A 22,132-nucleotide genomic window follows, 5' to 3' on the forward strand; every position below is an offset into this window, starting at 1 on the left:
CACCGCCGAGGGGAGCGTGAAGATCTGCGGGGAGAGGGTCACGGAGCCGACTCTATCGGCGGCGCCGCGGTGCCTCCGCATGCCGGTGCGGCGGGCGCGGAACCCGTGGCGGGGACTGACGGTCGAGCGACCGCTGCCGACGCGATCCGACTCCGTGAGCGGCGCGCACGCCGCCTCCGCGTCCGTATCGCGCCTCCCACTCGGAGGCCGCCGGGCACGGGGATAACTTCTCCGACGTCCGCGGCTCCGCCTGCCGCGACGGAGAGAGGTACCGCCCTGTGCACGAGGTCATCGACCAGCGGGATTCCGCGCTCCTCCCGTCTCCCGGTCCCTGCCGCCGATCCCCCCTGACGGGGGGAGTCCGCCCGTGCTGACCATCGGGATCGTCGCCCTCGACGCCTGGCACGCGGCTCCGCTCGAGCGCGCCTGGCGCCGCCAGGGGCACCGCGTGGTCGTGGTGACCGGTGACCCGGAGGGGTACAGCGGGGCGGAGCTCCGCCCCAGCGTGCTCGCCCGCTTCCTCGAGCCCGCCCGCCGGAGGGGCGCCGGGTCCGTCGGGCTCGCCGTCGTCACGCGCCGGGCCCGCCGACTGCTCGCTCCGGAGCGGCCCGACCTCGTGGTGGCTCTCCCGGGGACGGCCGTGGAGCTCGCCGGGCTCGCTCCGACGACCGTCCTCCTGGCCGACGACCTCCCAGCACTCCCGCGCCTCCGGTTCGAGGAGGAGCGCCGCGGTGCTGTCGTCGTCACCCCGACGGAGCGGCTCGCGTCAGCCCTCGCGGGAACAGTCGTACCCCTGGGCCTGCCGGACGCGTCGTTCCCGACGCCGTCCGCCCCCGACGGGCCCCTCCGCTTCGCCGCCGTGGGAGCCTCCGGTCTCGACCGGGGCACCGAGCGGCTCGATCTCCTCGCCCGGCTGGACGGCACCGAGTACGTCACCGTGATCGACGACGGCGGCGGGATCGCCGACGACCTCGCATCGGGGCTGCGCTCCGTCGGCGAGCAGGACCGCGACGGCGTCGTCGAGGTGCTCCGCCACTCCCACGCGTACGCCCATCTGACGCCGTCGACGACCGGCGCGGCCGCCGGACTCGACGCGCTGGCGAGCGGGCTGCCGGTCCTCGCGATCGAGTCGAGCGTCCTGGCCGATCTCTGCGCGGCGGGGGCGGGCGTGGTCCTCTCCGACGACGCGACGCGCGAGGACTACGAGGACGCCCTCCATCGGCTCCGGCGCGAGTGGACGGCTCTCTCCCGGGGGGCCGCCGAGCTCGCGCGGGAGCGCCCGTGGTCCGTCGCGGCCGAGGAGATCCTCGCCCTCGCGGAGGGACGCGTCCGTGTCGCCTGAACCGGTTCCTGCTGTCGGCGCCTCCGCCGACGCGATGCTGCCGAACGCCGTCGCCCTGCGCCTGGCCGCCGTGCTGGTGCAGTACACCCTGCGGACGCACGGCGTCCGCAGCCTCGTGGTGAAGGGCGAGGGTCTGCACCGCCAGGGGATCCGCGCGCCGATGACGTCGGCCGACGTCGACCTCTGGGTCGACCCCGAGCGCTTCGACGAGGCTCTCGGGCTGCTCGCCTCGATGGGCTGGCGCCGCCGCGCCGAGGCTCTCAGCTGGACGCTCTTCGTCGACCACTCGATCACGCTCGTCCACCCCTCGTGGCCGTGCGACGTCGACGTCCACCGCTCCTTCCCGGGTGCCTTCGAGGAGGAGCGGATCGTCTTCGACCGCCTCTGGGCGGCCGCCGAGGATCTGCCGCTGAGCGACGAGACCCTGCGGATCCCCGGGCGCGCGCACCACCTCGTGCTGCACGCCCTGCACCAGCTGCGCAGCGCGCGCTCCGCCTCGGCGACCACGGCGCTGGCGGTTCTGAAGGCGCACGCCGCCGGCTTTCCGAGCGAGGAGCGTGAGGCGATCCGCGACGCGGCCGTCGAGCTCGGCGCGCAGACGCCGATGACGGAGCTCCTCACCTCCTGGGGAGTCCCCGCCGCGCCCGAGGAGCGCTACCGGCAGGCCCAGATTCTCTGGGACGTGCGCCGCAGCTCCGACCGGCACACCTTCAACTGGCTGCACGCCGTGGCGTCCGCTCCCTGGCGCCTGAAGGGAGGCCTGCTGCTGAGAGCCGCCTTCCCCACCCGCGCGGATCTCAAGGCGAGCCATCCCGAGGCGACGACGGTCCGACGTCGGCTCCGGCTCCGGGGGGAGCGGACCCTGCGGGCGCTCCGAGGCCTCCCCTCCGCCCTCACCGGTTTCGCCCGGGTGGCGCTGAGCGGCCGCAGCGAGGAGCAGGGCTCGGCGTCCTCGTTCGAGGCGATCGCGGCGACCACGGCGCCGGTGAGCGACCTCCCGGCCTCGTCCGATCCCGCGGCGAGCGCCGTGCATCCGGTGGAGGCCTCCGCCGAGGCGCAGGGTGGCAGCGCGCCGCCGGCCCAGCGCTTCGCCGTCGAGCGCACGGACCGTCAGGTCTACGTGCTCGACCTGTCCCGCCCGTCGGTGCCCCCGATCGTGCTCTCGCTGAGCGCAGCCTCGGTCTTCGAGGCCGTGATCCGGCAGCGCCGGCCCCGGGACGAGGTCGTCGACCTCCTCGCCGATCACTACGACGTCGACCCCGGGACGATGGGCCGCGACGTCGACGCCGTCCTGGCCGAACTCGACGTCCGCTTCCCGGGCGCGGTTCCCGACGGGGCGCTCTCATGAGGGCCGCCCGTTCCCGATCCCTGCGGATCCTGCACGTCCTCGACTCCTTCGAGGACGGCGGAGCGCAGCGTGTGGCCCTCTCCCTGGGCGCGTGGAGCCGCGAGCACGGCTGCGAGACCGCCTACTGGGGGCGTCCCGGGCCGCTCAGCGACCGCGCCGCGCAGGAGTCGCCCGTCTTCGTGGTGCCGAGACCCGGACAGGGCTTCGCGGCCGATCTCCGCGGCCTCGCTCTCGCCGTCCGCCGGTTCCGCCCGCACGTCCTGCACGCCCACCAGCGCCGCGAGGCTCTGCTGGCCCTCCTCGTCGGCGCCGCGCTCGGTGTCCCCGTGGTCGAGCACGCGCACACCGAGCTGCCCGGGATCGACAGGCGAGCGCTCTCCTTCCGCTCCCGGCGGGTGTTCGCCGTCTCCGCCTCCGTGGGGCGGATGGTCGTCGAGGTCTACGGCCGCCCGCAGGATCGCGTCGTGGTCACCGGCAACGCCCCGGCGAACGTCACCGCGGAGCCCGCGAGCGCGCCGGAACTCGCCGAGCCGGTCGTCCGCGTCCTCGGCATCGGGCGGCTCGCGGAGCAGAAGGACCCGGTCCGCTTCCTCGCGGCCGTCGAGGCCCTCGCCCGGGTCCGGCCCGTCACCGGCACCTGGCTCGGCGACGGTCCGATGCTGCCGGTGCTGCGCAAGCGCGCCCGGGGAGCCGGAGTGGTCGACTTCGCCGGTCCGTCGGCGGACGTGACCGGAGCGCTGGACGCGGCGCACCTCCTCCTGTCGACCTCGCGGTGGGAGGGGACTCCGCTCGTGATGCTGGAGGCGATGGCCCGCCGTCGCCCGGTCGTGGCGACCGACGTCGGCGGTGTGGGCGAGCTGCTCGCCGACGGTCGGGGCCTCCTGCTCCCCGCCGACGCCGACGGGGAGCGGATCGCCGAGCTCCTCGCCGCCGCTCTGGAGCGACCCGAGGGGCTCCTGATGCAGGCCGACCGCGCGAAGGCGTGGGTGGACGAGGCCGCCTCGCCCGACGCCGTCTTCGGACCCGTCGTCGCCGCCTACCGCGAGCTCGGGGGCCGACGGTGAGCGGGGGCGTGCACTCGGTGACCGTCGTGGCTCCCTGCTACAACGCGATCGCCCGGCTCGACGGCTTCCTCGCGCGGCTCGCACTCACTCTCGGACCGGGGACGCGGGTCGTCCTCGTCGACGACGCGTCCTCGGACGGCACGGCGGAGGTGCTCGAGAAGTGGGCCGAGGGACGCGAGGACGCCCGGGTCCTGCTCCTCGAGCAGAACGGCGGCGTCGCTGCCGCCCGGAACCGCGCCCTCGACGGCATCGACTCCGAGTTCGTCTGGTTCGTGGACGTCGACGACGAGTGGGACACGGAGATCCTTCGGACCCTCACCGCCGAGGCCGAGCGGACGGCGGCCGACGTCGTCGTCTGCCGGGCGCTCTACCGCACCCGGCAGTCGACCTCCGGACGTGTGATCGACGGCCTCGACCGGCGCGAACTGGTCTCGTCCGAACTCGCTCTCGAGCGGATGGCGTCCGGGCGCCTGCACGGCTTCCTCTGGAACAAGCTCTTCCGCCGCGCCGTCCTGCAGGAGGAGCTCTTCCCGCGCTTGAGCTCCCAGTCCGACTTCGTCGGCGTGCTGCGGGCGGTCCAGGCGTCGGAACGGGTGCTCTTCGTGCCGGAGGTCCTCTACTCCTACGTCCACACGGCGTCCTCGATCACCCGTCGGCGCGACCCGGACCTCCGGAACCTCCTGGTCTGCGCCGAGGAGATGCGCGCGGCGCTCGCCCGTACGTTCGAGGAGGTGCCGCGCCCGCTGTCGGACTGGTTCACGACCTGGTTCTACGCCGTCCCCGTCGCGCTCACCCCGATCCGCCAGAACTCCGACGCGGCGCTCGTCGAGACCGGCGTCCGGCTCGGGTCCGAGGCGCTGCGCGACGTCCGCGTGCTCCGCTCCGCGCGGTCGCCGCGGCTGCTCGTCCTGGGGCTGGTGCTCAAGCACGTCCCCGCCGCCTTCACGGCGCTCAGCCGGATCCTCTACGCCGTGCACGACACCCGCCGCCGGCTCTCCGATCGGAGGAGCACCCGGTGGACGACGTGACCGTCCCCGTGCAGGCGGCCGCGACCGGCCCCTTCCGCACACCAGCTCCGTTCCCTCCCTCCCGCACCGACCCCCGAGGAGCACCGGCATGACCTCCTACATCACCGGCCGCATCGAGCGGATGCCGGCCAGCATCACCACGCTCGACGAGGCGGCGGAGGCCGTGCTCGAGCTGTCCCGGAGCGGCCGCGACGAGCTGGTCGTCACGCCGAACACCGACCACTTCGTGCGCTGGAAGCACTCCGGCGAGTTCCGGCGGTACTACGGCCGGGCGTCCCTCGTGGTGCTCGACGGGGCGCCTCTGGTCTGGCTGGCCCGCTCGTACGGCCACCGCACGGCGAGCCGCGTGACGGGCATCGACCTCTTCACCGAGGTCTGCCGCCGCGCGGCGCTCGAGGGCGCACCGATCGCTCTCATCGGCGGACGCCCCGGAGTCGGCGATCGCGCAGCCGCCGAGCTGCAGCAGCGCTTCGCCGGGCTGCAGGTGCCGGTCGTCGTCTCGCCGGAGCCGGCCGAGCTCGCGGACGACGCCTACCTCGCCCGCCTCTCCTCGACCCTGCGCGCGGCCGACGTCCGCATCGTCGCGCTCTGCCTCGGCTCCCCGAAGCAGGAGGAGGTCCGCGAGCGCCTGCTCGCCGTCGGCGGCACGGGAGCGGTGTGCCTCGGCGTCGGCGCCGCCGTGGACTTCCTCGCCGGCGAGATCCCGCGGGCGCCGCTCGTGGTGCAGCGCCTCGGCCTCGAGTGGGCGCACCGGCTCAGCCGGGAGCCCGGCAGGCTCTGGCGGCGCTATCTGGGCGACGCCGTGCGGGTGCTGCCGAGCGTGGTCGCGGCCCTCCGCTACCGGGTGCGCCGTGCCGTCCGCTGAGCACGCGGGAGTCGCCGCCGCCGCCGAGAGGCCGCTGGTCCTGGTCTGGAAGCGCGCGTGGCTGCAGGACTCCGAGACGTTCGTCCGCAATCAGATGCACGGACTCGAGCGCTGGCGCGCCCTCGGAGTGGGCCTCGAGCGCACCGGCTCGGGCGTCCTCCACGACCGCACGGACATCGTCCTGCACGATCCGATCACCCCTCGCGGGCGGCGGTCCCTCCTCCTGCGGTGGTTCGGAGTGTCACGACGGCTCGACGCGATCGTCGATGAGCACCGGCCCGCCCTCATCCACGCGCACTTCCTCATCGACGCCGTCTCCATCGCGCGGTACGCACGGAGGAGGCGCCTCCCGCTCGTCGTGACGGGGCACGGCTACGACGTGACCAGCTGGCCGCTCGCGACCGGAGCTCCGCGCCTGCTCCGCCCCCTCGCCCGAGCTCACCGCGCCCTCGAGGCCCGCGCCGTCTTCCGCACCGCGCTCGCGGTGATCGGGGTCTCCCGCTTCATCACCGACGGGCTCCTGCGCCTGGGGGCGGACCCGCGGCGCACCGGAGTGGGCTACATCGGCGTCCCGACCTCCCGCCCCGAGGCCGCACCGGCTGCGGAGCGCGCGGGAATCGTCTTCGTCGGACGCCTCACCGACAAGAAGGGCGTTCCGGATCTGCTCGAGGCGGTCGCCGCCCTCCCCGGACCGATCCGCGACGTCCCCCTGACCGTCGTCGGCGACGGCCACCTGCGGGAGGCGCTCGTCGAGCAGGCGGCGCGGCTGGGCCTGCAGGTGACCTTCACCGGCTCCCTGCCCCCCGCCGAGGTCGCCCGCATCCTCGCCGGCGCCGCGGTCTTCTGCGCACCGTCGCGGACCGCGGCGACAGGCGACTCCGAGGGCTTCGGCATGGTCTTCCTCGAGGCCGCGCTCGCAGGCGTCCCTGTCGTCTCGTACCGCCACGGCGGCGTCCCGGAGGCGGTCCAGGACGGCGTCACCGGGCTGCTCGTCTCGGAGGGGGACGTGCCCGGCCTGACCGGGGCGCTCGCCGCCCTGCTCCGGGACCCGGACCGCGCGGAGCGGATGGGCGCGGAGGGGCGGGAGCGCGTGCTCGCCTCGTTCGACCTCGCCGAGCGGATCCGCGACCTCGAGGACCTCTACGACCGGGCGGCCGGCCGATCGATGCCGACGACGACGGACGGAGATCGCGGATGAGCCGCGCCGAGCACCGCGCCGACGATCCGCGACCGGGCCTCCGTCCGGCCTCCGCCGGGCGGGAGAGGTGAGCCTGCGCCGGAGCACCGTCGACGCGACCGCCTGGACGGCGGTCTCGTTCGCCGTCGCGCTCGTCGTGCAGCTCGGGCAGTTCGCGCTCCTGGCGAGACTGCTGGACCCCTCCGAGATGGGGATCATCGCGATCGTCGCCCTGCTCAACGCGTTCGTCGACATCTTCCTCGGCATGGGGGTCGCCCAGGCGATCATCCAGCGCCGGCGGGCGACCAGCTTCGAGCTCTCGTCGGTCTTCTGGCTCAACCTCTCCGTCGGGCTCCTGGTCACCGTCGCCGTCCTCCTGGGCGCCGCACCGATCGCCTCCCTGCTCGGGTCCGCCGCCGCGGCGCCGGTCCTCAGCGTCGCCTCGCTCGTGTTCGTGGGCAGCGCAGCCGGGCAGGTGCCGAGAGCGGTGCTCGAGAAGGGGATCCGGTTCCGAGCGGTCGCCGTGTCCGAGACGATCGCTCTCGTCGGCGGCTTCGCCGTGACGGTCTGCCTCGCGGTCTCGGGCGCGGGGGCGCTCTCCTATGCGTGGGGGCTCGTCGCGACCGCGGCTCTGCGCTCCGTGCTCGCCCTCGTGCAGGCCCGCCGCTGGTTCCGGCTGCGGTTCCGGTTCCGGATCCGCGAGACCGCCCGCTTCCTCTCCTTCGGCGTCTTCCAGACCCTCGACGGCATCGTCAACTACCTGGGCTCGAACGCCGGCTCGCTCGCGATCGGCCGCCTGCTCGGACCGGCCCAGCTGGGCGGGTACACCCTGGGATACAACCTCGCCGTGAACCTCCCCGCGAGGGTCAACCCGATCGTGACGCGGGTGATGTTCCCGGTGTTCTCCTCGATCCAGCACGACCGTGAGCGCGTCGCGCGGAACCACCTCCGCGTCACCGCGGTGCTCAGCATGGCGAGCATCCCGCCGCTGATGCTGGTGGCGCTGCGCTCCGAGGAGATCGTGCGGCTGTTCTACGGACCCGGCTGGGGCTGGATCGCGGGCATGACGAGCGCACTGACGGTGGTGGGCGCGGTGCGGGCGATCGGCAATCCGGTCGGCTTCATCCTGATGGCGATGGACCGGGTGCGGTTCGGGCTGGTCGTGAACATCGTGAAGACCGCGATCACGGTCCCGATGATCGTCGGCGGGGGAGTGCTGTTCGGACTCGACGGCTTGATCGGCGGGCTGCTGCTCTCGAGCGCTCTCGGCTTCGCCGTCACCTGCGCCGTGCTGCGGGTGGTGCTCGGAGTGCGCCTCGGCGCGTTCCTGCGCGCGTGCGCCGCGGGGCCGCTGCTCGCCGCACCGATGGCGATCGTGCTGCTCCTGCTCCGCCTGCTCCCCGAGGGCGCGCCCCTGCGGCTGCTCCCGGTGGAGCTGGCGCTCGCGGGCCTTGTGCTGGGAGCGACCGCCCTCCTGGCGCCGGGGCGCGACATCGCCGAGGCGCGATCGCTCGTCCTGTCGCGACTGCCCGCCCGGCTCCGGCTCGGCTCCGCCGCCCCGGTCGAGGTCGCCGTGGTGCTGGCCGCCGAGGAGCGCTTCGACGGCAGCGGGGGAGCCGTGGCGACCTGGGTCCGCGAGACGGTGTCCCGGTCCTCGCTCCGGATCGCCGTGCACGCGCCGTGGTCGTCGGCGTCACCGGGCGTGGACGTCAGGCCCCATCGTCTGTACCGGCGGATCTACGCGGTTCAGCGGCGCGCGGCACTCCTCCTGGCGCATCGGCGCGACAGCGACCCGGGCGCCGAGCTGCGCCGGCTGTCCTTCGGCGGGCGCTTCTGGCTGCTGGTGCTCGCTCCGTCGCTGCGCCGTGTCCCGACGGTCTGGATCCACAACCGCCCCCGCTACGCCGTGCGCCTGCGCCGCCTGGGCTACCGGGGGCGGATCGTCGCACACCTGCACAACGACCTGCTCGATCACCTGCCACCCGATCCCGCCGCCGCCCGGCGCTACCTCGACGCGGTCGACGAGTGGATCTTCTGCAGCGAGTTCCTGCGCGCCCGGGCGGTCGACCGGTACGGCCTGATCGCCACAGCCGTCCTGTACAACGGGGTCGTCCCTCCGCCCGAGGTCCCGCCGGCGCCGCTCGGCGGTACTGCGGAGGCGGTCTTCGCCGGGAGGCTGGTGGCCGAGAAGGGAGCCCGCGAGGCCGTCGAGATCGTGAGGCGGATGCGGACAGAGCACGGCGCCGATCTGCGGCTGGTCATCGCCGGCGCATCGGGCCTCGGGGACGACGCGACGCCCACCCCGTACGTCCGAGCGCTCGACGAGGCGGTCGCCGCCCTGCCCGGCGTCGTGCGCCGGCTCCCGTTCCTCCGGCACGAGGACCTGCTGGAGCTGTTCGGCTCCTCGGCGCTCCTGCTCTACCCCTGCCGCTGGGACGAGCCGTTCGGGATGGTGGTGGTGGAGGCGCTCTCGCGGGGGATCCCCGTCGTGACGGTCGAGCGCGGAGGCCTCCCCGAGATCCTGCGCACCTCCGACGGAGTGGTCGACGGATCCGTCCTCGTCCCGCCGGGCACGGAGGAGGAGGTCGCGGACGCCGTCCTCGCGGAGCTCCCCGCCCTCATCGCCTCGCTGCGCGATCCCCGGCGACGCGCGGAGGTCGCTGCGGCGTCGCGGCGCCGAGCGGCGGACTTCGGCTGGCCGGGCATCGCCCGCCGCGCGGACGAGCTGCTGGCAGACCCCCGTGGCTGAGGCGCGGGGCCGCCGCGCGCACGCGGATCGACGTTCCGCGCCAAGCCCGTCGAGGCTCGTGCCGCGCGATTAGTGTCGGCGCGACATGCCACCTGCATCCCCTCTCCCGCCCGCGTCCGCCGACGCCACCGCCTCTCCCGTGCTGCTCGATCCGCCTCCCGCCCCGGACCGGCGCCCGCGGACGACCCGCCCGCCGCGAGAGGTCGGCCCGTCGTCCCGGAATCGGCGCGCCGCTCCTCCGCTCCGCCAGACGGAGGCCGCCACCAGCACCTCCGCGGAACGGCTCTGACATGGGCCGCCACGCCGACGACGCCCTCCTCCGCCGCCCGACCGCCTCTCGTCCCTCCGTCATCGCCGCGACCCGCGTCACCGACGCTCCGGAGACCCGCGGGCGGCCGTCGCGCGCGCCGGCGGATCCCGCTCAGCGGCGGCACGAGCGGATCGTCCTCGTCTTCCTCGCGGTGCTCCTGGCGCTGAGCGTCGTGCAGCTCTACACCCTGGGCCCCGTCACCGCTCCGGTCGCCTGGAGCCTGCTCTTCCTCCCGTACTCCGTGGCGCGGCTGCGCGGCGGGCGGATCGACCGGTTCGTGGTCGTGGTCCTCCTCGTGATCGCCGGCACCCTCTTCGCGCTCACCTACTCCGGAGCACGCGCGGCCGCGCTGCGCGACGTGGTCTCCGTCGTCTCCTTCCTCACTCCGTACCTGGCCGTCCGCGGGCTCGGCGACGGCGCCTGGCGTGTCGTCGGCCGCGCCCTCAACTGGGCGGCGCCCGTGTTCCTCCTCCAGGTGACGCTCACGATCCTCTTCCAGCTCGATCCCGTGCAGGAGACCGCCTACCTCCGGTGGCCGGAAGCGGTGCTGTTCTCCGACATCTACGTGCGGGACATCTTCACGACGTCCTTCAACAACGTCCTGCAGGAGAAGTCGGGAGGGTTCTTCCTCAACGGCAACATCGCCTCGATGTACATGGCCACGACCGGCGCGCTGGCCTTCGCCGTCTGGAGACGGCAGCGGGGGAGTCTCCTCCTGCTCGTCGCCGTCGCCGGGCTGGTCGGCGCCCTCTTCACGCTGTCCAAGACCGCGATCGTCCTCGCGATCGTCCTGCCCCTGCTGGTCGCCGCGATCCGCGGACTCAAGGGACGCAGCCTCGGTCCGGTCGCCTGGATGATCACCATCCCCTCCGGGATCACGGCCGTGTACGCCGTCGCCGTGTCCTTCCCGCAGCTGGCGGAGGCGGGCGTGCTCACGCTCGGGGCCCGCGGCGACTTCCTGCGCCTGGCTGCGAGCGCGTTCCCCGACAACTGGCTGCTGGGGCTGGGGTACGGCGGATGGCAGGAGCTGTGGCTGGCGCGCGGGTCGCAGTTCACCCAGCACAGCGAGCCGCGCCCGCCCCACAACCTCCTCGTCACCGCGTGGACCAACGGCGGGCTCCTGATCGCGCTCCCCGTCCTCGCGTTCCTCCTCCTCGCCACCGTCGCCGTCGTGCGCCTGCTCCTCCGGGTCGCCCGGAACGAGGCCGTCGCCGTCGGGGCGCTCGCCGTCGCCGTCCTCTGGACGTTCCTGCACGGGATGGCCGACAACACCACCTGGTTCGGCGATCAGCACTCGCTCGCGACGCTCGCCGTCTCCGTGGCGCTCGTGGGCGTCCTGTCGGCGGAGGCGCCCGCCACGCCGGGCCGAGTGCCTCACGGAAGCGCTCCGGCGGCCTCGGCCGGCGCGGGTCGGGCGCCGCTGCGACGGCCGCCGAGCCCCGGCCTCGGGCGGCGCTGACGCGACCGCCGCGCCGCAGCCGGTCCGGACACGGACCGCGCCGGTATCATCGACCCGTTATGGCACGCATCTACGACTGCTCCGTCGACACGGACCTCCTGACCGGCACCCGTCTCGCGCGGACGGCCATCGGCCGCGGCGAGCTCGTGGTGATCCCCACCGACACCGTCTACGGCGTCGCGGCCAACGCGTTCGACGCCGCCGCGGTCCAGCGCCTGCTCGACGCGAAGGGACGGACGAGGCAGTCGCCGCCGCCCGTCCTGATCGGGGACGTGGCCGCCCTCGACGCCCTCGCCGAGAATGTGCCGGAGGCGGTGCGCGACCTCGCGCGCGAGTTCTGGCCCGGCGGGCTCACCATCGTCCTGCACGCCCAGCCCTCACTGGTCTGGGACCTGGGCGAGACGCGCGGGACCGTGGCGCTGCGCATGCCGGACAACCCGGTGACGATCGAGCTCCTCGCCGAGACCGGCCCGCTGGCGGTCTCCTCCGCCAATCGCACGGGGCAGCCCTCGGCCACGACCGCACAGGAGGCGTTCGACCAGCTCGGCGACTCCGTCGACGTCTATCTCGACGCCGGCGCCGCCGGATCGCGCTACAGCGACCGCCCCGCGGGCGCCAGCGAGTCCTCGACGATCGTCGACGCGACAGCGCTGAGCTTCGAGGGCGGCACCCTGCGCATCCTGCGCCAGGGCGTCGTGTCGGCCGAGCGGATCCGCGAGGTCGTCGGAGACCTGCTGCCGGATCCGGACGCGCCTCGTGCCGAGACGTCGGAGCCCGACCCCTCCACGGCCGGCGCGGCGCAGGCCGGGGACCAGCAGGAGCCCGCCGAGACCGCGACCGGCAGCGACCCGTACGCCTTCGAGCGGACCCCGACCGCGCGCCCCGACTGGGCCTCCGGCGCCCGCCTGCAGGACGACTCCGCGCCCGGCGACTCCGCGCCCGTCGATTCCGCCGATGCGCCGGACACGGGCTCGTCGAGCACGAACGCGCCGACGCCCAACACCGGCACCGGCGCCGCCCGCACCGACTCCGCTCCGGGTGAGTAACCGGTGATCACCTTCGCCCTCGTCTCGCTCGCGGTCGCGCTCGTGACCGGAGCGCTGTCGTGGGTCATCTGGAAGCTGAGCCTGAAGTACCGGCTCTACCCGAAGATCCGCGTCAGGGACATGCACACGCGGCCGACCCCCCGCCTGGGCGGCATCGCGATGTTCCTCGGGATCCTCGTCGGCTTCGGCATCGCCTCCCAGCTGCCCTACTTCCGGCTGGTGTTCGCCAATCCCGAGCCGATCCTCGCGATCCTCGGCGCGAGCCTGCTCATCGTCCTCATCGGCGTCGCCGACGACATCTGGGACCTGGACTGGACCACGAAGCTGGCCGGTCAGCTGATCGCCGCCGGCCTGATCGCCTGGAAGGGCGTGCAGATCGTCTCCCTGCCGATCGGCGGCCTGACCGTCGGCTCGCCGTGGATGTCGCTGATCATCACCGTGCTCGCGATCGTCCTGGTCACCAACGCTCTCAACTTCATCGACGGCCTCGACGGCCTCGTGGCGGGCGTCGCCCTGATCGCCAACGGGGTCTTCTTCCTCTACAGCTACCTGCTGGTGCAGCAGACCTCGCCCACCGACTACTTCAACCTGGCCTCGCTCATCGCGGTCCTGCTCGTCGGCGCCTGCGCCGGATTCCTCCCCATCAACTGGCGTCCGGCGCGGATGTTCATGGGCGACAGCGGCGCACTGCTGATCGGGATGCTGATGGCCACCTCCGCGATCGCGGTCACCGGCCAGATCGACCCGGCCCAGCTCGCGGCGAAGGAGCTCCTGCCCGCGTTCATCCCGATCATCCTGCCGTTCGCGATCCTCGTGGTGCCGCTGATGGACTTCGGCCTCGCTGTGATCAGGCGCCTGCGCGCGGGAAAGTCGCCGTTCAGCGCCGACCGGAAGCACCTGCACCACCGCCTGCTCGACATGGGGCACTCCCACCTGCACGCCGTGCTGATCTTCTACGCGTGGACCGCCGTCGTCGCCGTCAGCTGCCTGCTGATGTTCGTGGTCGACGTGCTGTGGGTCCCGCTCGTCTTCCTCGGAGTCGGTCTGCTGGTCTGCACCGTCGTCACGCTCGCCCCGCTCAGCCGCCGCAAGCGGCTCGAGGCGGCGGCGCAGTCCGCGGAGGCCTCACCCGTCCTCGACCCCCTCGACCGCGCGTCCTCGACGGAGCTGCTCCGTCCGCCGGCCGGACTCCCGATCGACCGGGACACGACAGCGCCGACCACGGCGCGGAAGGAAGCATCATGACCGGAGCCTCCCCGGCCACCCCCCGTCCGCAGCCCGCGTCCGTCCCCGTCCTGCGCCGCGCGCTGGTCGTGGGCGGCCTCTTCGTGCTCGCCCTGGCCGTTCTCGGCACCGTCGTCGGCGGGATCGCCGCCGGGGGAGAGGGCGCGATCGGAGCCCTCCTCGGCGCGATCGTCGGCGGCGTGATGGTGCTCCTCACCGCCGCGAGCATCCTCGTCGCCAACCGCCTCGACATCGGCGGGTTCTTTGCCGTCGTCCTCGGCACGTGGCTCGCCAAGTTCGTGCTGTTCGTGATCGCCGCCCTGGTCCTGCGCGATCAGCCGTGGCTGAACAGCACCGCGATGTTCGTCACGATAATCGTCGCCGTCCTGGGGTCCCTGGTGATCGACGTCCTCGTCGTCTCGCGCTCGCGCATGCCGAACGTCAGCGACATCGCTCGATGAGGACGAGCCGAACGGTTCCTGAGAGGACCACGATTCGGCTCTCAGGCCGTTCTGTTGCTACAGTAGGGACGAATCCCGCAGGCGAACGTGTCCTCAGATCGTCTCATCGTTGATGGCGGTCGTCGAGCACGATCGCCGTCCGAGCGGAAAACCCCACCTTTCGTCGTCGCGAGAGCGTTGCGTCCGAATGATTCGATTCGGTCGGCTGCAACGTGCCACGCCCCGAATTCCAGGAGCTAGCGCTGTTTGCTAACGCTGTGACCCTGTTGGTCTCGTCCTCGACCGGTGAGAGTGACTTCCACACCCCGTCGATCTCCGAGTTCTTCCCGCCCGGTTTCCTCTTCGAGGGAACCCCTTTCGAGATCAACCGCGTCATGCTGGTCCGCTTCATCGCGGTCATCGCACTGATGCTGTTCTTCTGGCTCGGGACGCGCAAGCTGCGCCTCGTCCCCGGCCGCTTCCAGAACGTCGTCGAGCTCGCGTTCGACTTCGTCCGCGTCACCATCGCCAAGGACATCCTCGGCGAGAAGGACGCGCGCCGGTTCCTCCCGATCCTCGTGACGATCTTCTTCGCGATCATCTCGATGAACCTGACCGGCATCGTCCCGTTCCTGAACATCGCGGGGACCTCCGTGGTGGGCATGCCGCTCTTCCTCGGCCTGGTCGCCTACGTGACGTTCATCTACGCGGGCATCAAGGACCGGGGGATGGGCTTCTTCAAGAACGCCCTGTTCCCGCCCGGAGCGCCGTTCCTGATCTACTTCATCCTCACGCCGATCGAGCTGCTGCAGACGTTCATCATCCGTCCGCTCTCGCTCGCACTGCGGCTCGTGATGAACATGATCGTCGGCCACCTCCTGCTGGTGCTGTGCTTCTCGGCCACGCAGTTCTTCCTCTTCAGCTCCCAGATCGACCCGGGCTTCAAGCTCTTCGGCGTCGTGACCTTCGCCTTCGGCGGTGCGTTCACGCTCTTCGAGCTCCTCGTCGCCGTGCTGCAGGCCTACATCTTCACCCTCCTCGCTGCGGTCTACATCCAGTTGGCCGTCGCCGAGGAGCACTGACCCCACTACTCACGGGCTCCCGCCCGTTCTCACGATCACCCCACTGAAAGGACCCACTCGTGGACTCAGTCACCGTTCTCGCCGAACTCACCGGCAACATCGCGACGGTCGGTTACGGCCTCGCAGCGATCGGCCCCGGCATCGGTGTCGGCATCGTCGCGGGCAAGACCGTCGAGGCCATGGCGCGCCAGCCCGAGATGGCCGGCCGCCTCCAGACCACGATGTTCCTCGGCATCGCGTTCACCGAGGTGCTCGCGCTCATCGGCCTCGCCACCTACTTCATCTTCGCGGCGTAGTCGTGTTCAGCACCGCTGTGAACATCGCTGCGGAAGAAGGTGACGTCCCCGCGGTCATTCTGATCCCGGAGTTCTACGACTTCTTCTGGTCGGGGGTGATCTTCCTCATCCTGCTGTTCTTCTTCTGGAGGCTGGTCCTGCCGCGCCTGCAGAAGATGCTCGACGCGCGCTCCGCCGCGATCGAGGGGAACATCGCGAAGGCCGACGAGGCCCAGCGACAGGCCGAGGTCGCCCTCGAGAAGTACACCGCCCAGCTGGCCGAGGCCCGCGCCGAGGCCGGAGTGATCCGTGAGAAGGCGAACGCCGACGGCAACGCGATTGTGGCGGCGAAGAAGGAGCAGGCGCAGGTCGAGGCCGAGCGCATCCTCCACAACGCGCACGCCCAGATCGAGGCGGACCGTCAGGCCGCCGTGGTCTCGCTCCGCTCCGAAGTCGGAACCCTCGCCATCGACCTCGCCTCCGGCGTGATCGGCGAGAGCCTCAACGACGACGCGAAGGCGTCCGCGATCGTGGACCGCTTCCTCGCCGACCTCGAGGCCTCGGAGAAGGCGAACAACTGATGGGCAGCGCGTCCAGGCAGGCACTCGCATCGGCGAAGGCGGAGCTCTCCGCCCTCGCCGGTCAGGCGTCCCTCGACACGGCCCAGCAGCTCTTCGAGGCCGCACGGGTCATCGACGGCCAGGCGCAGCTGCGCGCGGCCCTCGCCGACCCGAGCGCCGACTCGAGCAGCAAGCAGGCTCTCGTCGCCCGCGTGTTCGGTCCCTTCGGCGAGCCGGCCAAGCGCCTGCTCACCGTGATCGTCGGCCACCGCTGGTCGAGCCCGAGCGACATGGTCGCCGGGGTCGAGGAGGTCGGGGTCCGCGCGATCGCGTCGTCCGCTCCGGAGGGCGTCAACCTCGAGAAGGAGCTCCACTCCTTCGGCGAGGTCGTCGCCTCCGACGCCCAGCTCGAGCTCGCGCTCGGCAGCAAGCTCGCCGCCGCCGACTCGAAGGTCGCGCTCGTGCAGCGCCTCCTCGAGGGCAAGGCCGCGGCCGAGACGCTGGCGATCCTCCGGCAGCTGATCGCGCACCCGCGCGGTCGCCGCATCCCGGAGCTCGTCCGCTTCGCAGCAGGCGTGGTCGCCGACCAGGGCGGGTTCATCCTCGCCACGGTCTCGGTCGCCGCACCGATCGCCCCCGAGCAGCTCGACCGGCTCCGCTCGGCGCTCACGCGCCAGTACAGCCGACCGGTCTCCGTCAACGTCGTGGTCGATCCCTCCCTCCTGGGCGGGATGCGCCTGCACGTCGGCGACGAGGTCATCGACGGAACCGTCTCCGCACGGCTGTCCGACCTGAAGCTCCAGCTCGCGTCCTGACGGGCGCACGTATCCTCAGAGGGCACTGCCCTCGACCCCCGCACCATCCAGGTCAGGCCCCGACGACCTCTTCGGCTCGCACGGACCCAACGAATAGGAATTCCCATGGCAGATATCACCATCAGCCCGGATGAGATCCGCGACGCGCTGAAGGACTTCGTCTCGTCGTACGAGCCGGGCAAGGCCTCCACCACCGAGGTCGGCTACGTCATCGACGCCGCCGACGGCATCGCCCACGTCGAGGGCCTCCCCGGCGTCATGGCCAACGAGCTCATCCGCTTCTCCAACGGTGTCCTGGGCCTGGCCCAGAACCTCGACGAGAACGAGATCGGCGTCGTCGTCCTCGGCGAGTTCTCCGGCATCGAGGAGGGCATGGAGGTCACCCGCACCGGCGAGGTCCTCTCGGTCCCAGTCGGCGACGGCTACCTCGGCCGCGTCGTCGACCCGCTCGGCAACCCGATCGACGGACTCGGCGAGATCGCCTCCGAGGGCCGCCGCGCCCTCGAGCTACAGGCTCCCGGCGTCATGTCGCGCAAGTCGGTCCACGAGCCGCTGCAGACCGGCATCAAGGCCATCGACGCGATGATCCCGGTCGGCCGCGGCCAGCGCCAGCTCATCATCGGCGACCGCCAGACCGGCAAGACGGCCATCGCGATCGACACGATCATCAACCAGAAGGCCAACTGGGAGTCGGGCGACACGAACAAGCAGGTCCGCTGCATCTACGTCGCCATCGGCCAGAAGGGCTCGACCATCGCCTCGGTGAAGGGCGCGCTCGAGGACGCCGGAGCGATGGAGTACACGACCATCGTCGCGTCCCCCGCCTCCGACCCCGCCGGCTTCAAGTACCTCGCCCCCTACACCGGCTCGGCCATCGGCCAGCACTGGATGTACGGCGGCAAGCACGTCCTGATCATCTTCGACGACCTGTCGAAGCAGGCCGAGGCCTACCGCGCCGTGTCGCTCCTCCTGCGCCGCCCGCCGGGACGCGAGGCGTACCCGGGTGACGTCTTCTACCTGCACTCCCGTCTGCTGGAGCGCTGCGCGAAGCTGTCCGACGAGCTCGGCGCCGGCTCGATGACCGGTCTCCCGATCATCGAGACCAAGGCGAACGACGTCTCGGCCTACATCCCGACCAACGTGATCTCGATCACCGACGGCCAGATCTTCCTCCAGTCCGACCTCTTCAACGCCAACCAGCGTCCCGCGGTCGACGTGGGTATCTCGGTCTCGCGGGTCGGCGGCGACGCGCAGGTCAAGTCGATCAAGAAGGTCTCCGGCACGCTGAAGCTCGAGCTGGCGCAGTACCGCTCGCTCGAGGCCTTCGCGATGTTCGCCTCCGACCTCGACGCCGCCTCGCGCCGTCAGCTCGCCCGCGGCGCCCGCCTCACCGAGCTGCTCAAGCAGCCGCAGTACTCGCCGTACCCCGTCGAGGAGCAGGTCGTCTCGATCTGGGCCGGAACGAACGGCAAGCTCGACGAGGTCCCGGTCCCCGACGTGCTGCGCTTCGAGCGCGAGCTCCTGGACTACCTGGGCCGCAACACCCAGGTGCTGAACACCCTCCGCGACACCAACGTGCTCTCCGACGACACCGTCGCCGAGCTCAACCGTGCCGTCGACGGCTTCAAGCTGGAGTTCCAGACCGGTGAGGGCAAGCCGCTCGCCTCGGTCGGGCGCGAGGAGCACCAGGCCATCGCGGCCGACGAGGTCGGCCAGGAGAAGATCGTCAAGGGCCGTCGCTGACCAGCGGCACCCCGACGATTCGCCACTTTTAGGACAACAGGAGACACATGGGAGCGCAACTCCGGGTCTACCGGTCGAAGATCCGCTCGGCCCAGACGACCAAGAAGATCACTCGGGCCATGGAGCTGATCTCGGCCTCGCGCATCCAGAAGGCGCAGAACCGCGTCGCTGCCGCGGCGCCTTACTCGAACGCGATCACGCGCGCCGTGTCCGCTGTCGCGACCTACTCGAACGTGGAGCACCCGCTCACGACCGAGCGCGAGAAGCTGGACACGGCCGCGATCGTGATCTTCACCTCCGACCGCGGCCTCGCCGGCGCGTTCTCCTCGAGCGTGCTCAAGGAGGCCGAGGAGCTGGCCGCGCTGCTGCGCAGCGAGGGCAAGGAGGTCGTCTTCTACCTGGTCGGCCGCAAGGCGAACGCGTACTTCTCGTTCCGGAAGCGGGCCAGCGTCCGCGTCTGGACGGGCGGCACCGACCAGCCCGTGTTCGAGACGGCGAAGGAGATCGCGGACGCGGTCGTCGAGTCGTACAACCTCGATGACGAGGAGGGCGGCGTGGACGAGATCCACCTCGTCTACAACCGCTTCGTCAGCATGGTCACCCAGCAGCCGACCATCGTCCGGCTGCTGCCGCTCGAGGTGGTCGAGGGCGCCGAGGAGCAGAACAGCGAGCTGTACCCGCTCTACGAGTTCGAGCCCGACCCCGAGACGGTCCTCGACCGCCTCCTGCCCGTGTACGTCGAGAGCCGCATCTTCAACGCGATGCTGCAGTCGGCGGCCTCGGAGCACGCGGCACGCCAGAAGGCCATGAAGTCGGCGAGCGACAACGCGGACACGCTGATCAAGACCTACACGCGTCTCGCCAACAACGCCCGCCAGACCGAGATCACGCAGCAGATCGCCGAGATCGTCGGCGGCGCCGACGCCCTGTCCTCCTCCAAGTAAGAGGGCTCCGCTCCACACAGTTTCGACTCCGCCCTCCGGGAGCGGTGAGACCACAGAAGGAAGTAGCAATGACACTGACCGCACCTGAGGCGGCGACCGGGACGTCGGGCGGGGCCATCGGCCGCATCGCCCGCGTCACCGGCCCCGTCGTTGACATCGAGTTCCCCCACGACGCGATCCCCGAGGTCTACAACGCGCTCTACACGCACGTCGAGGTCGAGGGCGTCTCGAGCAAGCTGACCTTCGAGGTCGCGCAGCACCTGGGCGACGACCTCGTCCGGGCCATCTCCCTGAACCCCACCGACGGACTCGTCCGCGGCCAGGAGGTCCACGACACCGGCCTGCCGATCTCGGTCCCGGTCGGCGACGTGACCAAGGGCAAGGTCTTCAACGTGATCGGCGAGGTGCTCAACGCCGACGCCGACGGGAAGATCAACGGAGAGTCGTTCGAGATCACCGAGCGCTGGCCGATCCACCGCAAGCCCCCGCAGTTCGACCAGCTCGAGTCCAAGACCGAGCTGTTCGAGACCGGCATCAAGGTCATCGACCTGCTCACTCCGTACGTGCAGGGCGGCAAGATCGGCCTGTTCGGCGGCGCGGGCGTCGGCAAGACCGTCCTCATCCAGGAGATGATCCAGCGCGTCGCGCAGGACCACGGTGGAGTGTCCGTGTTCGCCGGCGTCGGCGAGCGCACCCGTGAGGGCAACGACCTCATCGCCGAGATGGAGGAGGCGGGCGTCTTCGACAAGACCGCTCTCGTCTTCGGCCAGATGGACGAGCCGCCGGGAACGCGTCTGCGCGTCGCCCTGTCGGCCCTGACCATGGCGGAGTACTTCCGCGATGTGCAGAAGCAGGACGTGCTGCTCTTCATCGACAACATCTTCCGCTTCACGCAGGCCGGCTCGGAGGTGTCGACCCTCCTGGGCCGCATGCCCTCCGCGGTGGGCTACCAGCCGAACCTCGCCGACGAGATGGGTGTGCTCCAGGAGCGCATCACCTCGACGCGCGGACACTCGATCACCTCGCTGCAGGCGATCTACGTCCCCGCCGACGACTACACGGACCCGGCGCCGGCGACCACCTTCGCCCACCTCGACGCGACCACCGAGCTCTCCCGTGAGATCGCGTCCAAGGGCCTCTACCCGGCCGTCGACCCGCTCACGTCCACCTCGCGCATCCTCGACCCCCGCTACCTGGGCGCCGACCACTACCGCGTGGCGACGAACGTGAAGCAGATCCTGCAGAAGAACAAGGAGCTGCAGGAGATCATCGCGATCCTCGGTGTCGACGAGCTGTCGGAGGAGGACAAGATCACGGTGTCGCGTGCGCGCCGGATCCAGCAGTTCCTCTCGCAGAACACCTACATGGCGAAGAAGTTCACCGGTGTCGAGGGATCGACCGTCCCGCTGAAGGACACGATCGAGTCGTTCGACGCGATCACCAAGGGCGAGTTCGACCACGTGGCCGAGCAGGCGTTCTTCAACGTCGGCTCGATCTCGGACGTCGAGGAGAAGTGGACCCAGATCCAGAAGGAGAACGGCTGATCATGGCCGGGACCCTGAAGGTCAGCGTCGTGTCCGCGAACGCCGAGGTGTGGTCCGGAGAGGCGAAGCAGCTCACGGCTCGCACGGTCGAGGGCGAGATCGGCATCCTCGCCGGCCACGAGCCGATGCTCGCGATCCTCGCCACCGGCGAGGTGCGCGTCACGGCCCTGGACGGCACGCGTCTCACCGCGCAGGCCGACGACGGCTTCCTGTCCGTCGAGAACGACGTGGTGACCGTGGTCGCCCGTCAGGCATCGCTGGTCTAGTACACCGCCGCTTACCGCGGCTCGGAGGGGCCGGACGATCATCGCGATCGTCCGGCCCCTTCGTCGTGCCGCCCGTCCCTCTTCTCCGAAGGAGTCCTGTGCACGTCCTGCTGCCACCGTCCGAGACGAAGCGCGACGGCGGCGACGAGCCGTTCGTGCTCGAGTCGCTCGCCTTCCCCGAGCTCCACGCGAAGCGGCGCGAGCTGGCGGAGGCGCTGATCGCGCTGGCCGGGGACCCCGAGCTCTCTGCCCGGGCGCTGAAGCTCGGTCCGCGTCAGTTCGGCGAGATCGATCGCAACGCGGGGCTCGCGACCGCGGCAGGTCTCCCCGCGGTCGACCGCTTCGACGGGGTGCTGTTCGATGCGCTCGACGCGCTCAGCCTCGATTCCGGTGCACGGGAGGTGCTCGGTCGGACGGCGATCGTGCAGTCCGCGCTCTGGGGGCCGATCCGCGCCCTCGACCTGATCCCTGCATACCGTCTGTCCCACGACTCCCGTGTGCCGGGCAGACCGCTCAAGCGGTGGTGGGCGGCGGAGGCCGGGCGGGTGCTGAGCGCGCTCGACGGGCTCGTCCTCGATCTGCGGAGCGAGGCGTACGCGGCGCTCGGACCGGTCCCTGCGGGCGAGGGGCGGTTCTTCGTCCGCGTCCGCTCGCGCGGGGCCGACGGCGTCCTCCGGTCGCTGAACCACTTCAACAAGCAGGGCAAGGGACGCTTCGTCAGGGCGCTGGCGGAGGACCGGGTGGCGACGGAGTCGCTCGGCGAGCTCTCGGCGTGGGCGGCCGGGCGCGGGTTCCTGCTCGCCGAGAACCGGCACACGGGAGAGCTCGACCTCGTCGTGCCGGAGTCGTAG

The 22,132-nt window shown here is 71.6% G+C and carries 19 protein-coding genes and 1 pseudogene; all 20 read left to right on the forward strand.

Annotated features, from left to right (window positions below; translation table 11 throughout):
- The first annotated feature begins 367 nt into the window (after positions 1 to 367).
- Entirely contained in the window at positions 368 to 1,342 is a 975-nt protein-coding gene (locus C5C50_RS01065) for a hypothetical protein (protein WP_104272655.1), read from the forward strand.
- Positions 1,332 to 2,690, forward strand: a complete 1,359-nt coding sequence (locus C5C50_RS01070; protein WP_146085840.1) for a PqqD family peptide modification chaperone — start codon at positions 1,332 to 1,334, stop codon at positions 2,688 to 2,690. Before C5C50_RS01065 ends, C5C50_RS01070 begins: the two co-directional genes overlap by 11 nt.
- Positions 2,687 to 3,754 carry a glycosyltransferase family 4 protein gene (locus tag C5C50_RS01075; RefSeq protein ID WP_104272657.1) on the forward strand — a complete coding sequence of 356 codons (1,068 nt, stop codon included), beginning with the start codon at positions 2,687 to 2,689 and terminating at the stop codon, positions 3,752 to 3,754. Before C5C50_RS01070 ends, C5C50_RS01075 begins: the two co-directional genes overlap by 4 nt.
- An 8-nt stretch (positions 3,755 to 3,762) precedes the next feature.
- Positions 3,763 to 4,782 carry a glycosyltransferase family 2 protein gene (locus tag C5C50_RS01080; protein WP_181127713.1) on the forward strand — a complete coding sequence of 340 codons (1,020 nt, stop codon included), beginning with the start codon at positions 3,763 to 3,765 and terminating at the stop codon, positions 4,780 to 4,782.
- Between the two features lie 88 nt (positions 4,783 to 4,870).
- Entirely contained in the window at positions 4,871 to 5,647 is a 777-nt protein-coding gene (locus C5C50_RS01085) for a WecB/TagA/CpsF family glycosyltransferase (RefSeq protein ID WP_104272658.1), read from the forward strand.
- Positions 5,634 to 6,845, forward strand: coding sequence for a glycosyltransferase (locus C5C50_RS01090; protein WP_104272659.1), 1,212 nt, complete (start codon positions 5,634 to 5,636; stop codon positions 6,843 to 6,845). The genes C5C50_RS01085 and C5C50_RS01090 overlap by 14 nt, the downstream gene beginning before the upstream one ends.
- A 67-nt stretch (positions 6,846 to 6,912) precedes the next feature.
- Positions 6,913 to 9,573, forward strand: a complete 2,661-nt coding sequence (locus tag C5C50_RS01095; protein ID WP_104272660.1) for an MOP flippase family protein — start codon at positions 6,913 to 6,915, stop codon at positions 9,571 to 9,573.
- 290 nt (positions 9,574 to 9,863) lie between these two features.
- Entirely contained in the window at positions 9,864 to 11,342 is a 1,479-nt protein-coding gene (locus C5C50_RS01100; protein WP_104272661.1) for an O-antigen ligase, read from the forward strand.
- A gap of 59 nt (positions 11,343 to 11,401) precedes the next feature.
- Positions 11,402 to 12,091 (forward strand): annotated as a pseudogene (locus C5C50_RS01105) (L-threonylcarbamoyladenylate synthase); the annotation flags it as partial.
- A 300-nt stretch (positions 12,092 to 12,391) separates the two neighbouring features.
- Entirely contained in the window at positions 12,392 to 13,633 is a 1,242-nt protein-coding gene (locus C5C50_RS01110) for an MraY family glycosyltransferase (protein WP_181065442.1), read from the forward strand.
- Positions 13,630 to 14,073, forward strand: coding sequence for a hypothetical protein (locus tag C5C50_RS01115; RefSeq protein ID WP_104223021.1), 444 nt, complete (start codon positions 13,630 to 13,632; stop codon positions 14,071 to 14,073). Before C5C50_RS01110 ends, C5C50_RS01115 begins: the two co-directional genes overlap by 4 nt.
- Positions 14,074 to 14,330: 257 nt before the next feature.
- Positions 14,331 to 15,134, forward strand: coding sequence for a F0F1 ATP synthase subunit A (atpB, locus tag C5C50_RS01120; RefSeq protein WP_068254016.1), 804 nt, complete (start codon positions 14,331 to 14,333; stop codon positions 15,132 to 15,134).
- Between the two features lie 59 nt (positions 15,135 to 15,193).
- Positions 15,194 to 15,430, forward strand: a complete 237-nt coding sequence (locus tag C5C50_RS01125; RefSeq protein ID WP_055794702.1) for an ATP synthase F0 subunit C — start codon at positions 15,194 to 15,196, stop codon at positions 15,428 to 15,430.
- 2 nt (positions 15,431 to 15,432) lie between these two features.
- Positions 15,433 to 15,990, forward strand: coding sequence for a F0F1 ATP synthase subunit B (locus C5C50_RS01130; RefSeq protein WP_258067588.1), 558 nt, complete (start codon positions 15,433 to 15,435; stop codon positions 15,988 to 15,990).
- On the forward strand, positions 15,990 to 16,784 hold the full coding sequence (locus C5C50_RS01135; protein WP_104232703.1) for a F0F1 ATP synthase subunit delta: 795 nt from the start codon (positions 15,990 to 15,992) through the stop codon (positions 16,782 to 16,784). The genes C5C50_RS01130 and C5C50_RS01135 overlap by 1 nt, the downstream gene beginning before the upstream one ends.
- A 105-nt stretch (positions 16,785 to 16,889) precedes the next feature.
- Positions 16,890 to 18,527, forward strand: coding sequence for a F0F1 ATP synthase subunit alpha (atpA, locus tag C5C50_RS01140; RefSeq protein ID WP_104223023.1), 1,638 nt, complete (start codon positions 16,890 to 16,892; stop codon positions 18,525 to 18,527).
- A 47-nt stretch (positions 18,528 to 18,574) separates the two neighbouring features.
- On the forward strand, positions 18,575 to 19,471 hold the full coding sequence (locus C5C50_RS01145) for a F0F1 ATP synthase subunit gamma (RefSeq protein WP_104272663.1): 897 nt from the start codon (positions 18,575 to 18,577) through the stop codon (positions 19,469 to 19,471).
- A 68-nt stretch (positions 19,472 to 19,539) separates the two neighbouring features.
- On the forward strand, positions 19,540 to 21,015 hold the full coding sequence (atpD, locus tag C5C50_RS01150; protein WP_104223025.1) for a F0F1 ATP synthase subunit beta: 1,476 nt from the start codon (positions 19,540 to 19,542) through the stop codon (positions 21,013 to 21,015).
- 2 nt (positions 21,016 to 21,017) lie between these two features.
- Entirely contained in the window at positions 21,018 to 21,281 is a 264-nt protein-coding gene (locus tag C5C50_RS01155; protein ID WP_104223026.1) for a F0F1 ATP synthase subunit epsilon, read from the forward strand.
- Between the two features lie 98 nt (positions 21,282 to 21,379).
- Entirely contained in the window at positions 21,380 to 22,132 is a 753-nt protein-coding gene (locus C5C50_RS01160; protein WP_104272664.1) for a YaaA family protein, read from the forward strand.

Source organism: Rathayibacter sp. AY1D9, assembly GCF_002932395.1.
Taxonomy (GTDB): domain Bacteria; phylum Actinomycetota; class Actinomycetes; order Actinomycetales; family Microbacteriaceae; genus Rathayibacter.

Coding starts and splice junctions, on each gene's coding strand:
- C5C50_RS01100 (WP_104272661.1), top strand. CDS start 9,864: ATGGGCCGCCACGCCGACGACGCCCTCCTCCGCCGCCCGACCGCCTCT.
- atpA (WP_104223023.1), top strand. CDS start 16,890: ATGGCAGATATCACCATCAGCCCGGATGAGATCCGCGACGCGCTGAAG.
- C5C50_RS01155 (WP_104223026.1), top strand. CDS start 21,018: ATGGCCGGGACCCTGAAGGTCAGCGTCGTGTCCGCGAACGCCGAGGTG.
- C5C50_RS01115 (WP_104223021.1), top strand. CDS start 13,630: ATGACCGGAGCCTCCCCGGCCACCCCCCGTCCGCAGCCCGCGTCCGTC.
- C5C50_RS01085 (WP_104272658.1), top strand. CDS start 4,871: ATGACCTCCTACATCACCGGCCGCATCGAGCGGATGCCGGCCAGCATC.
- C5C50_RS01075 (WP_104272657.1), top strand. CDS start 2,687: ATGAGGGCCGCCCGTTCCCGATCCCTGCGGATCCTGCACGTCCTCGAC.
- C5C50_RS01135 (WP_104232703.1), top strand. CDS start 15,990: ATGGGCAGCGCGTCCAGGCAGGCACTCGCATCGGCGAAGGCGGAGCTC.
- atpD (WP_104223025.1), top strand. CDS start 19,540: ATGACACTGACCGCACCTGAGGCGGCGACCGGGACGTCGGGCGGGGCC.
- C5C50_RS01145 (WP_104272663.1), top strand. CDS start 18,575: ATGGGAGCGCAACTCCGGGTCTACCGGTCGAAGATCCGCTCGGCCCAG.